The 12,662-nt window shown below is 52.3% G+C and carries 9 protein-coding genes; 7 read left to right on the top strand and 2 right to left on the bottom strand.

Annotation, left to right across the window (positions count from 1 at the left end; translation table 11 throughout):
- Positions 1-12: 12 nt before the first annotated feature.
- From odhB to AC1RVX_RS04510, 7 genes are all read left to right on the top strand, one after another.
- Positions 13-1,260, top strand: coding sequence for a 2-oxoglutarate dehydrogenase complex dihydrolipoyllysine-residue succinyltransferase (odhB, locus tag AC1RVX_RS04540; RefSeq protein WP_493215390.1), 1,248 nt, complete (start codon positions 13-15; stop codon positions 1,258-1,260).
- Between the two features lie 33 nt (positions 1,261-1,293).
- Complete coding sequence (locus tag AC1RVX_RS04535; protein WP_493215389.1) at positions 1,294-1,626, top strand: PspC domain-containing protein; 333 nt, start codon at positions 1,294-1,296, stop codon at positions 1,624-1,626.
- Between the two features lie 57 nt (positions 1,627-1,683).
- Positions 1,684-3,111, top strand: a complete 1,428-nt coding sequence (gene lpdA / locus AC1RVX_RS04530; protein WP_493215388.1) for a dihydrolipoyl dehydrogenase — start codon at positions 1,684-1,686, stop codon at positions 3,109-3,111.
- A 154-nt stretch (positions 3,112-3,265) separates the two neighbouring features.
- Entirely contained in the window at positions 3,266-4,363 is a 1,098-nt protein-coding gene (gene zapE / locus AC1RVX_RS04525; RefSeq protein WP_493215694.1) for a cell division protein ZapE, read from the top strand.
- Complete coding sequence (locus AC1RVX_RS04520) at positions 4,360-4,767, top strand: hypothetical protein (protein WP_493215387.1); 408 nt, start codon at positions 4,360-4,362, stop codon at positions 4,765-4,767. The genes zapE and AC1RVX_RS04520 overlap by 4 nt, the downstream gene beginning before the upstream one ends.
- Before the next feature lie 314 nt (positions 4,768-5,081).
- Complete coding sequence (locus AC1RVX_RS04515; RefSeq protein ID WP_493215386.1) at positions 5,082-9,035, top strand: DUF2339 domain-containing protein; 3,954 nt, start codon at positions 5,082-5,084, stop codon at positions 9,033-9,035.
- The gene (locus tag AC1RVX_RS04510) at positions 9,032-10,519 is read left to right on the top strand and encodes a DUF3999 family protein (RefSeq protein ID WP_493215385.1); all 1,488 of its coding nucleotides are present in this window, start codon (positions 9,032-9,034) and stop codon (positions 10,517-10,519) included. Before AC1RVX_RS04515 ends, AC1RVX_RS04510 begins: the two co-directional genes overlap by 4 nt.
- 227 nt (positions 10,520-10,746) lie before the next feature.
- Here AC1RVX_RS04510 and AC1RVX_RS04505 read toward each other — a convergent pair whose 3' ends face one another.
- The gene (locus AC1RVX_RS04505) at positions 10,747-11,913 is read right to left on the bottom strand and encodes a pyridoxal phosphate-dependent aminotransferase (RefSeq protein ID WP_493215384.1); all 1,167 of its coding nucleotides are present in this window, start codon (positions 11,911-11,913) and stop codon (positions 10,747-10,749) included.
- A 32-nt stretch (positions 11,914-11,945) separates the two neighbouring features.
- The gene (upp, locus tag AC1RVX_RS04500; protein WP_493215383.1) at positions 11,946-12,578 is read right to left on the bottom strand and encodes a uracil phosphoribosyltransferase; all 633 of its coding nucleotides are present in this window, start codon (positions 12,576-12,578) and stop codon (positions 11,946-11,948) included.
- Positions 12,579-12,662 lie beyond the last annotated feature (84 nt).

The raw sequence follows: 12,662 nt of genomic DNA, 5'->3' as shown, positions 1-12,662 counted from the left end.
GGAGAGTAAAAAATGGCAATTATCGAAGTAAAAGTTCCTCAGTTATCTGAATCAGTCGCAGAAGCAACCCTGTTGTCCTGGCACAAAAAAGTTGGCGAAGCAGTTGGCCGTGACGAAAACCTGATCGACGTGGAAACTGACAAAGTCGTATTGGAACTGCCTGCGCCAGACGCTGGCGTCATCACGCAAATCATCAAGGGTGATGGCAGCACAGTTGTTGCTGGTGAAATTATCGCTATTATCGACACGGCAGCAAGTGCTAGTACCGTCGCAGCCCCGGCTGCTGCGCCAGCCGCTGTTGCAGCTGCAGCCACTGCTGATGCAAAATCTTCTGCTGGTGTGGCGATGCCTGCCGCAGCAAAAATCCTGTCAGAAAATAACCTGACTGCAGCACAAGTTGATGGCTCTGGCAAAGATGGCCGCGTCACCAAAGGTGATGCACTGGCAGCAGTTGCCGGCAAACCTGCGGCAACACCGGCAGTTGCACCTCTGGCTGCACCAGTTGCCAGCAAACCTGCTTTGCAGCAAGTTGCAGCTCCTACAATCGCCAGCCTGGGCGACCGTCCGGAAGAACGCGTACCGATGAGCCGTCTGCGTGCACGTATCGCTGAACGTCTGGTGCAATCGCAATCCACTAATGCGATTCTGACGACTTTCAACGAAGTCAACATGGCGCCCGTCATGGACTTGCGTAACAAGTACAAAGACAAGTTTGAAAAAGAACATGGCGTGAAACTGGGTTTCATGTCCTTCTTCGTCAAGGCTGCTGTTGCCGCATTGAAAAAATACCCTATCATCAACGCATCTGTTGATGGCAATGACATCGTCTACCACGGTTACTTCGACATCGGTATCGCTGTCGGTTCACCACGCGGTCTGGTCGTACCTATCCTGCGTAACGCAGATCAGATGTCAATTGCTGACATCGAGAAGAAAATTGGTGAATTCGGTGCCAAGGCCAAAGATGGTAAGCTGACTCTGGACGATCTGTCTGGCGGTACATTCTCCATTTCGAACGGTGGTACTTTCGGTTCCATGTTGTCTACACCTATTATCAACCCACCACAATCAGCAATTTTGGGCGTGCATGCGACCAAGGATCGTGCCGTGGTTGAAAATGGTCAGATCGTGATCCGTCCTATGAATTACCTGGCAATGTCTTATGACCATCGTATCATTGACGGTCGTGAAGCTGTTCTGGGTCTGGTGGCAATGAAAGACGCGCTGGAAGATCCAGCCCGCCTGTTGCTTGATCTGTAATTCAGGTTTAAAGCGCAAAGCGAGAATCATTCCGTGAATATCGCTGACGAAATCAAACGTCTGCATGAACTGCATCAGGCAGGAGCCCTGTCTGATGCAGAATTTGCCCAGGCCAAAGCCAGGTTGCTGGCAACTGGCGACACGCCCGCTTCCGGTAATCAGGAAAGCCTGGGCTTCAACCACTTGAATCAATTTCGCAGGTCAAAAAATGATCAGTGGCTGGGTGGGATCTGTGGTGGCCTTGGCAAATTTACCGGGCTGGAGTCCTGGATCTGGCGTTTGATGTTTGTCTTTTTCAGTCTTTATTTTGGTGCTGGCGTGGTCGCTTATTTGCTAGCCTGGATTTTTGTCCCGGAAGAAGAGTGAAAAGTAAAAAAACGATATCTCGCGACTTAGTCAATCTATACCTATCAGGATATTTTCATGAGCAAACAATTTGATGTTGTCGTTATCGGCGGCGGCCCTGGCGGCTATATCGCAGCAATCCGTGCTGCACAACTGGGCTTTTCCACTGCCTGTATCGATGCATGGAGCAACGATAAAGGCGGTCCAGCACCTGGTGGCACTTGCACCAACGTAGGTTGCATTCCATCTAAGGCGCTGTTGCAATCTTCTGAACATTACGAACACGCTGGCCATGCTTTCGCTGATCACGGCATTAATGTGCAGGGCCTGGGTCTGGATGTGGCAAAAATGCTGGGTCGCAAAAACACCATCGTCAAGCAAAACAACGACGGTATTCTGTTCCTGTTCAAAAAGAACAAAGTTACTTTCTTCCATGGCCATGGCTCTTTCGTTAAAGCTGATGCAGCAGGTTATGAAATCAAGGTAGCTGGCAAAACCGAAGAAACCATCACTGGCAAACATATCATCGTTGCTACCGGCTCCAATGCGCGCGGCCTGCCTGGTGCAGCATTTGATGAATCCACCATTCTGTCGAATGACGGTGCACTGAATATTGCTGAAGTACCGAAAAAACTCGGTGTCATCGGTGCTGGTGTCATTGGCCTGGAAATGGGTAGTGTATGGCGTCGCCTGGGTGCTGAAGTGACAGTGCTGGAGGCATTGCCGACTTTTCTGGGTGCTGTGGATGAACAAATTGCCAAAGAAGCGCACAAGCTGTTCGTCAAACAAGGCCTGTCCATCAATCTGGGTGTCAAGATTGGTGAAATCGTCAATGGCGGCAAAGATGTAACCGTCAACTATACAGACGACAAGGGCGCTGAACATAAAACTGTTTTCGACAAGCTGATCATTTCCATTGGTCGCACACCAAACACCAATGGTCTGAATGCTGAAGCAGTTGGCCTGCAACTGGATGAGCGTGGTTTCGTCGCGGTTGATGGTGATTGCAAAACCAACCTCGCAAATGTCTGGGCCGTGGGTGACGTGGTACGTGGCCCTATGCTGGCACACAAGGCAGAAGAAGAGGGCGTTGCTGTTGCTGAACGTATCGCTGGTCAGCATGGCCACGTCAACTTCAATACTATCCCTTGGGTTATCTATACTTCACCGGAAATCGCCTGGGTTGGTCGCACTGAACAGCAACTGAAGGCCGATGGCGTGGCTTATAAAGCCGGTACTTTCCCATTCATGGCGAATGGTCGTGCCCGTGCCCTGGGTGATACATCTGGTATGGTCAAGTTCCTGGCAGATGCCACGACCGATGAAATTCTGGGTGTGCACATTATTGGACCTATGGCTTCCGAACTGATTGCTGAAGCGGTAGTGGCAATGGAATTCAAGGCATCGGCAGAAGACATCGCCCGCATTTGCCACGCGCATCCTTCTTTGTCTGAAGCAACCAAAGAAGCTGCACTGGCAGTGGACAAACGTTCCCTGAACTTCTGATCGTTCCCATTCTGTAGTCAGAGGTGTGTTTTTGGCACCTCTGACCGCAGCTTGCTGTCAGCACGCCAAGGGCCGGTTGGATGTGGGCAAGGGTGTGCGACAGTTTCATCCGGTTGCCAGATGGCAGCTAACGCAGCAAAGAATCATTTTCCTCATGAATGTCATAGAGTTTTATCAGGATGCATTGAGTCAGCGTGGTTTTCAGGCTGATGAAGCACAAAGACGCGCAGTGGACCGCCTGCAGACTGCCTATGATGAATGGGTGGAATACAAAGGCAAGCGCGCGAATAAATTTACCCGCCTCATCACCCGCCCCGAAGTGCCACGTGGTGTTTATATGTGGGGTGGCGTTGGTCGCGGTAAATCGTTCTTGATGGACAGCTTTTACTCGGTCGTGCCGGTGGTGCGCAAAACACGCCTGCATTTCCATGAATTCATGCGGGGCGTACATCGCCAACTGGATGAAATGAAGGGCGTGGCCGACCCTCTGGATGAAGTGGCGCGCAGGATCGCCAAAAAATACCGGCTGATTTGTTTCGACGAATTTCATGTGTCAGATGTCGCCGATGCCATGCTGTTGTATAACCTGCTGAAGGCCTTGTTCGACAATGGCGTATCATTTGTCATGACATCTAATTACCAGCCGGATACCCTGTACCCTGAAGGTTTGCACCGGGACCGCATGTTGCCGACCATTGCCTTGTTGAAAGAAAAGCTGGATATCCTGAATGTGGATTCCGGCAATGATTATCGAAAACGTGCCATGGAACAGGTTCAGGCTTACCTGACCCCGCTAAATGCCGCAACCGACCGTACCCTGCGTGACACGTATGCGCGCATTGCAGAAACCCATGATGAAGATCCGCAGGTTGACATTGAGGGGCGCAATCTGAAATCGCTGCGACGGGCTGGTAGTGTGATCTGGTTTGATTTTGCTACGCTGTGTGGCGGGCCGCGGTCACAGAACGATTACCTGGAAATTGCCAGCCGCTTTCATACGGTCATTTTGTCTTCCATCCCGCGTATGTCAGCCGCCATGTCGTCCGAGGCGCGCCGCTTTACCTGGCTGATCGACGTGTTTTACGATAACAAAGTGAAGCTGATCATGTCGGCAGAGGTGGTACCCGAGGAACTTTATACCAACGGTACCCTGTCTAATGAATTTCACCGAACCGTTTCACGTATTATAGAGATGCAGTCCAAGGAATACATGGATGCCGATCAGCGCCAACTTGCGGAGAGTATCACTTGATTAAACATATCCTGACTGTCTGTGTTGCCGTATTGCTTCAACTGGTGATGACCAGCCCCGCAATGGCTATCCCGGACAGCAATGAATTGTCTGCGATTGTCGGAATGACGACAGCCCTGGACCAAAAATACCCCCCCGGCAGCATTACTACTACCGAATTGGCAGATGCTGCCCTGAAAGAAGCCACAGCAGCACAGCAGCGTTTGCAAAACTGGTATGAGCAGGCTGAAAAAACCTGTCATACCAAGTTTTTTGTGAATGATTGCCTGGATGACACCAAGCAACAGCGTCGGCAATATATCGTTGTCTTGCAAAGGATATCGCTGGAAGCCAAGGCCATGCAGCGTAAATTGCATATAGAACAGCTGGACAAAGAATTGTTGCAAAAGCAGGAAAAACCTTGAGGCCAGGGATGACAGTTGTCTGCATATGTCGGGAAATGTCATCCGCCTGAACATGCCCAGTGAAAAAATGTGCGTTGCGCCTTCGCTCTGAATTTTTGTAAGTAGTTGTAATTCGTTCTATCAGATTTTCCGAAATTTCTGTCAATGGTTTGACCTCAGTCCTTCAGGTGTTTTCCTATGGAAATCACCTATCGCATGGATAAAATAAATAGCAACACCACGATTGCGCTTGAAGTGCAAGTATTGCAAGTTTTTTGAATTTTCCTTACAGTCTGGCGATGGCGCTAAAAGCGCAGAAGAATTAAGGGAATACTATGTGGTTTGTCGGTGGAATCATCGGTTTCATCATCGGCGTGGCAACGGGGTCAGGCCCTGCCATGCTGTTGTTTGCCGTACTGGGTGGCTTTGTTGGTCACATGCTGGGGAGTTCCCGCAACAAAAAGCCTAAACCCTGGAGTGCCAGTGATACTGCGCAGCCAAAACAGGAGCAGACCAAACCTGAAGATCCCTTGGCGGAGATGCGCAGGAAAATGGCAGCGATGGAAAATCGCCTGCAAAACCTGGAGCGTGAGCTTGCCACTCTGAAAATTGGCATCGCCAGCGATGCTGTAGCGATGCCGGACATGCCGGAAAAAACATCAGAAATTACTGCAGAGGCCATTCATCCTGCAGAGCCTGGTAAGGCAGCGTTGCAGCCTGCTGTGGTCACGCCACCACCATTGCCAGCGGCTGACAGCACTTTATCCATTGATGATGGACTGATATTGGAGTCTGCATCTGTAATGGCTGCAACCATAACAGGTAAAGATGCCAGTACTGCCTTGCCTATCACGGATGAGGCTGGCTTCAAGCCAGTCGAGCTGACAACAACGATGTCGGTACCTGTGCCACCTGCAGTATCTCCGGTAGTGATGGCCGCAATTGAGACGACGCCAGTCGCTACGCCTGTGCCACCAGTGCCGGTCAAACCAGCTGTGGCAAAACGGCCACCGCCACCACCACCCAAAAGCTTTCGCGAAAGTTTGCCTGCGCCGATTGCCAATCTGATTTTTGGTGGGAATACCCTGGTCAAGGCCGGTGTGCTGATCTTGTTCCTTGGTCTGGCTTTCTTGCTGCGTTATACGGCAGAGCGGGTTACGGTACCGGTGGAGTTGCGTTATGCCGGTGTCGCACTGGTGGGTGTCGTCCTGTTGAGTCTGGGTTGGTTGCTGCGTAATAAGCGCCGCGATTATGCCTTGATATTGCAGGGTATGGCGATAGGGGTGTTTTATCTGACTACCCTGTCTGCCATGAAAATGCATGCATTGCTAACCCCGGAAGTGGGCTTTGGTTTCATGTTTGCAGTGTCGGTACTGAGTGCCGCATTGGCTGTCTTGCAGAATGCGCCCCTACTGGCCATCGTTGCTGCGCTGGAAGGTTTCGTAACACCAGTGCTGACCTCCACTGGCGAAAACCGGCCTATGGGCTTGTTTACCTATCTGGCTGTGCTGGATGTGGGTATTTTTCTGGTTGCCTGGTTTAATGCCTGGCGCGTCCTCAACCTGATAGGTTTTGTCGGCACCTTTACCTTGGCATTGGGTTGGGCAGATAAGTTTTATACAGATAGCCAATATGGATTGGTACAGCCTTTCCTGTTGTTCTTCTTTGTTCTATTTGCCCTGATAGGCCTGCTGTTTGCGCGACGCACGCTGAAGGAAGCAGAAAACCAGGAAGGTCCGCTGGCAACTCTGAAGCGGGTAGGTCGGGTGGATAGTGCGCTGGTGTTTGGTAACCCGGTCACGGCATTCGGCATGCAGTACATGCTGGTCAAGCACACCGAATACGGCGCGGCATTTTCTGCATTGGCAATTGGTTTCTTTTACCTGCTGCTGGCCAGATTTGTGTTTTCCAAACAAAAGCAGGGCCTGGCCTTGCTGGCCGAGGCCTATGTCATTGTGGCCGCTATTTTTGGTACTTTGGCGATTCCGCTGGGGCTGGAAGGCGCCTGGACCGGTGCTGCCTGGGCGGTAGAGGGGGCAGGCATGTATTGGCTGGGCTTGCGCCAGCAAAGACCGTATGCCAGGGCATTTGCCTATGTGGTGCTGGCCGGGGCCAGCTATAAGCTGTTAAATGGCATTTACCTGAACCCTGATCTGACCGGGCCTTTGTGGCAGGGCCCATGGCTGGGACCGGTGTTGCTTGCCATCAGCGTATTTGTGGTCTGGAATTTGCACAGGCGTGCCGACAGCAAGACTGTTTCAACCTGGGAAGAAGTGCCTAACCGCTTCTTGCCATGGCTGGGTGTAACGGCGATTGCCCTGTTGCCGTGGATGTTGCTGGTGCCGCAGTATGCAGCGGCTGCGCTGGCGGTGCTGGCCTTGCTGGTATCGGCAGTGGCGCGACGTTTTGGTCTGCAAGTCTTTGCACCCGTAGCGGCTGCCTTGCAGGCGACAGCATTGTTAACTTTCCTGTTTACCCTGCACGCGGCAACGACAACCAATACTGCCAATATCACCACCAACAAGGCAGCATTGGCGGATGGCTGGCATGGCATGCTGGCGGCCCTGATTATTGCGGCCAGTATCCTGTTTACTGCAGGACGGGCGATGCGTGAAACCAAGCAAAAAGCGCAAGAGCAGGGCAAACCACCGGCCTGGTCTGTAATTAATAATCTGGCGGTGGTCAGTGGCTGCGCCTTGCTGCATCTGGCGATGTTGTTTGCCATAGACCTGCAACAGGCAGCGCTGATCTGGCCGTTGACATCTTGTCTGCTGCTATGGGCAGGCTTGCGCATGTCGCATACTGCGCTGGCAGGTCTGGCTGCGGGCCTGCAAGTGATCTCTGCTTTATTGTATGGCGTTGAGATTGAGTATTATCACGGCAGTGCATTTGCCCACCTGGGCTTCCTGATTCCTTTGTCACTGGCCGTCGCTGCTTGGTTCAGTGCTGATCGCATACGTGCCGAGGCAGCCAGGATGCGCCAGGTCTTGCTGGAAATGGGAAATGTCAGTGCGGCCAGTGCTATCAATGGACCAGCGACAAGCCCTGTGGCTGCTATCTGGTTGAACCCCTGGTGTAACAGCAAGTTGGCAACAATATTGCCTGTCGTCTGGGGATTGGGGTGGTGGTTGTCAGCTTGGTTCCCCGAAAGTTTGGATGTACTGCAGCATAATGGGCAGACAGTCTTTGCTGCGACTGTCGCTGTGACAATCTCCATCCTCAGTTCTGTATTGATGATAGCGCTTGCCAAATGGCGGCGCTGGCCTGCCATGGGTGGTGCGGCGATTGTCTTTCTGCCTTTGCTGATTTTCAGCGCCCTGATAGGCGTGTTTGGATCGCCAACAGCTTATTTGCCATCGGCGCATTTTGGCTGGCTGTTGTGGTCGCTGGCTCTGGCCTGGCATTTGCGGGCGTTGAAATGGCAACAGGTGTGGCTGGCAAGCTGGCCGCGTCTGCTGAGTCTGACGCACATTGTTGGCTTCTGGTTTTTCCTGCTGCTGGCTGCACGGGAAGGGCAGTTGCGCTTTGAACCGCTGGCCGATACCTGGTCGAGCTGGCCTTTGCTGGGGTGGATACTAGTACCTGCCCTGGTATTCTGGTTTATCGGTTCACGCGTGCTGGCAATCATCTGGCCACTGAATACTTATCGTCGCGCCTATCTGGAACTGGCCTGCGCACCGGTTGCCTTGTATTTGCTGGGCTGGTGCTGGCTGACAAATGCTTTCAGCGCCGGTGACGCCAGCCCCTTGCCTTACCTGCCTTTGTTGAATCCGCTGGAATTGGGGCAGTGGTTGGTATTGCTGGCCTTGCTCCACTGGTGGCGTGCTTTACCGTCAGCTGCCGTTAAAACGGGCCAAGCTGGTGGTTTGCAGATATCTACGGTATTGGCAGCAACAACTGCCCTGGCCTTGTTGACAGGCATGGTCCTGCGTAGTTGCCACCATTTTGCTGGTGTGCCCTGGGACGCAGATGCCTTGTTTGAATCTCGCCTTAGCCAGGCAGCAGTATCTATCACCTGGGCCGTATGTGGTGTGGCGGTCATGCTGTTTGGCAACCGTCGCATGTCACGCGGCATCTGGATAGCGGGTGCGGCCTTGCTCGGTGTGGTTGTAGTGAAACTGTTCCTGATCGAATTGGCGGATCGTGGCGGTCTGTATCGCATTGTCTCCTTCATCGGCGTGGGTATCCTGCTGCTGGTGGTCGGGTATTTTGCGCCAGTGCCTGTCAAACCAAAAGTGGTCGTGATTGATGCTGAGGATGAAGTCGAATCCAATCAGGAGCAGAAATGAACAATGGACGCTCAATGAAGATTAAAGCGGCATTGCTTGCAAGCTGTCTGTTGTTGCCCATGTCGCCAGGTTTTGCCGCGACGGTTGGTGTGCAGCAAACGGTAATTACTACTCAGGGTAATGGCCCTTACTATCGCTTGAATTTGCCCGTAGGTATTTACCCGGGCAGTGTGCATCCGGATTTGCATGACGTGCGGGTGCGTAATGCAGCAGGGGATTTGCTGTCATTTTCCTGGGTCGATACCGAAACTGAAACTGCAGAATTGCGTAGCACCAAGGCAGCGTTGTTTCCGCTTCCGGCTGAACAAAGCCTTACTGTGAACACTGCTAACAGCTTCCGGCAAAATCCGGATGGTTCGCTGACACAATTGGCCGAGTGGAAGACGGACAAGAAAAAAACTATCCCCGCCTGGATTCTGGATGTCAGCCAAAGCAAGGGGCAATTGCTGCAAGCCAAACTTGAGCTGGCTGGGCAAGTCAGTGGCTTGTTTGGCTTTAGTCTGGAGGCCAGTGATGATTTGAAGAACTGGCGCATGCTCAGTGCCGATGAGCAAGTCATACAGTTACAACATCAAAATGCCATGGTGCAAAAACTGGATATCAGCCTTCATCATGCGACCGCACGTTATTTACGCTTGCGCTGGAACGATGCTGAGCAGGCACCGGAACTGCTTGGTGTCACTGTGGATAGCCAGCAGCAAAGCTATACGCCACCACCTTTACAATGGAGTGTGCTGATACCACCCAAAGCATGCAGCAATAACTATTGTGATTACCCCTTGCCGGATAAAACACCGATAGATAGCCTGCGTTTGCAATTGAGTGAACCCAATACCCTGGCGACGGTGAGTGTTTTGGGGCAATTGCCACCAGCCCAGAACACGGTTTCATATCGACATTACCACGATCCACTCTACCCATTGCATGTATTGCGGCATCACCAACAGGTGACAGCGCAGCAGACGGATCGCGAAGTCTGGCTCAATGAGACGCTGGCTTATCGTCTGAATCTGCCAAATGGGGAAGCAAAATCGCCAGATATGTTGCTGGACGGCGCAAGTTATAAAGGCTTGCGACTGCAGACAGCGGGCCCGGTTAGCTCTTTGGGTAAGCCCCCACCTGGAATACAAGTTGCCAGTTTGCCCCGCAGTCTGATATTTTTGGCGCGAGGCAAAGGCCCTTATATACTTGAATGGGGCGTGGAAGCAAAAGATGGTGCAGCTTTGCCTCTGCACACTTTGATGCCAAACCTGAAAACAGTTGAACTGATCAAGGCGGACGACGCCAGTGTTGAGATTGCCAGTCAGCCCATCGTTGCCGAAACTGAAAAATCTGTACAGGCACCAGTCACCGCACCGACCAAAGAACACAAACCCTGGCTTTGGGCGGCACTTGCCGCTGGCCTTGCGATTTTGGGGGCGATGGTCTGGTCTTTGCTAAAAAGCATGTCTGTCAAGAAAGAAGATACACAAGAAGGCAAGTAAAACTAGCGTGAAGCCCCTATTGCAATGGGGCTGCCTTCTTCTGGTTTCCATTTCTCTGCATTGATTTAGAACCTGTTCACGATCTGTAGCGAGCGGGCGTCAGCGGGGTAAGGGTAACTAAGATCAGCGCAAAAAGCGGAATGTACTCTAGTACATGAGCATTTTGAGCAGCGCATGAGCCCCGCGTGGTCTCTGATTGCGCCCGCGCAGTAAGATCGTGAGCAGGTTTAGAGCTTTTGCAGGCGTTGCAGGGCATCTTGCAGGGTGGCATCCTGCTTGGCGAAGCAAAAGCGTACGATGCCAGATTCTTTACTCTGCTGATAAAATGCAGAGACAGGGATAGCGGCAACACCGATCTCAGTAGTCAGCCAGCGGGCGAAGTCAAGCTCTGGCATATCCGATACGGCTGAATAGTCGACGCTTTGAAAATAGGTACCCGCACAAGGCAGCAGGCGCAAGCGGCTGTTTGCCAGGCCGGCACGGAACAGGTCGCGTTTTTTCTGATAAAACGCCGGTAATTCCAGATACGGGGCAGGGTCGTTCATGTATTGTGCCAGCCCTACCTGCATAGGCGTATTCACGCTGAATACATTGTACTGATGCACCTTGCGAAATTCCGCCGTCAGGGCTGCTGGGGCGGCGACATAGCCTATCTTCCAGCCAGTCACATGATAGGTCTTGCCAAAGCTGGAAATGATATAGCTGCGGTCAGCCAGTTCGGGGTAGCGTGACAATGATTCGTGGCGCTGTCCGTCATACACCATGTGCTCATATACTTCATCTGAAGCAATCAGAACATTGGTATCACGTACGATGTCCGTCAAGGCAGCGATATCGCTGGCATTGAGCACGCTGCCAGTTGGATTGTGGGGTGAATTCAACATGATCATGCGGGTTTTGCTGCTGATTGCCGCTTTCACCTTGTCCCAGGGGATGCTGTAACCATCCTCACCCAGTTCCATACTCACAAATACCGGGATGCCGCCAGCCAGCTTGATCGAAGGCACGTAACTGTCGTAGGCTGGCTCTATGACAATGACTTCATCACCGGCATGCACGCTGGCCAGCAATATCGTCAAAATACCCTGGGTGGCACCCGCGGTGACAGTGATTTCGCTATTGGCATCATAGGCATGCCCGTATATATCCTGAATCTTGTGGGCAATCTGCTCGCGCAACTGGGGCATACCCGTCATTGGCGGGTATTGGTTAAAATCCGCAGCCATGGCGGCGGCTACCGTTGCTGGCAACGCCGGGTCACAGGCAAAATCAGGAAAACCCTGACCCAGATTGACAGCCTTCTTTTCGGCTGCCAGCGCCGACATCACGGTGAAGATGGTGGTACCCACTTCGGGTAATTTGGATTCGGGAACGAAGCGGGCAATAGTCGTCATCAGTGAAAATAGTCAAAAACAGAAGAAATCAATTACTTGGTACCAAACAAGCGGTCGCCAGCATCACCCAGGCCAGGAACAATATAGCCATGTTCATTCAGGCATTGATCAATCGATGCAGTGACGATGGACACATCAGGGTGCGCAGCTTGCAAGACCTTGATGCCTTCTGGTGCTGCCAGCAGGCAGACAAACTTGATGCTGGTCGCGCCACGCAGCTTCAGGCGTGCAATGGCTGCGGCGGCAGAATTACCAGTCGCCAGCATGGGGTCAACCACGATGACCAGGCGTTCGGCGATGTCTTCTGGTACTTTAAAGTAATACTCGACCGGTTCCAGAGTTTCCGGGTCGCGGTACAGGCCGATATGTCCAACGCGTGCGTTTGGCAGCAAATCCAGCATGCCATCCAGGATGCCGTTGCCGGCACGCAGTACCGAGATCACGCATAGCTTCTTGCCGCTGATGGTGGGAGCATCGATGGTGGTGATAGGTGTTTCGATCTTGACCAGTTCGATAGGCAGGTCGCGTGTTACTTCATATGCCAGCATCTGGCTGATTTCACGCAACAGACGGCGGAAATTATCCGTCGGCGTGTCTTTGCTGCGCATCAGCGACAACTTGTGTTGCACCAGTGGGTGTCTGATTTCGGTAACGTTTTCGTTCAAGATAATTCTCCGGCAATGTTAGGTTACCGCTATTTTACGTCCCTCCAGCCTTAAGGGAAACGGATAAAACAAGAATTGAGCCGT

The sequence above is a fragment of the Undibacterium sp. GW821-FHT11B02 genome (genome assembly GCF_058808955.1).
This window is presented reverse-complemented; position numbering and strand designations above follow the sequence as displayed.

Coding starts and splice junctions, on each gene's coding strand:
- odhB (WP_493215390.1), top strand. CDS start 13: ATGGCAATTATCGAAGTAAAAGTTCCTCAGTTATCTGAATCAGTCGCA.
- lpdA (WP_493215388.1), top strand. CDS start 1,684: ATGAGCAAACAATTTGATGTTGTCGTTATCGGCGGCGGCCCTGGCGGC.
- zapE (WP_493215694.1), top strand. CDS start 3,266: ATGAATGTCATAGAGTTTTATCAGGATGCATTGAGTCAGCGTGGTTTT.
- AC1RVX_RS04515 (WP_493215386.1), top strand. CDS start 5,082: ATGTGGTTTGTCGGTGGAATCATCGGTTTCATCATCGGCGTGGCAACG.
- AC1RVX_RS04510 (WP_493215385.1), top strand. CDS start 9,032: ATGAACAATGGACGCTCAATGAAGATTAAAGCGGCATTGCTTGCAAGC.
- AC1RVX_RS04505 (WP_493215384.1), bottom strand. CDS start 11,913: ATGACGACTATTGCCCGCTTCGTTCCCGAATCCAAATTACCCGAAGTG.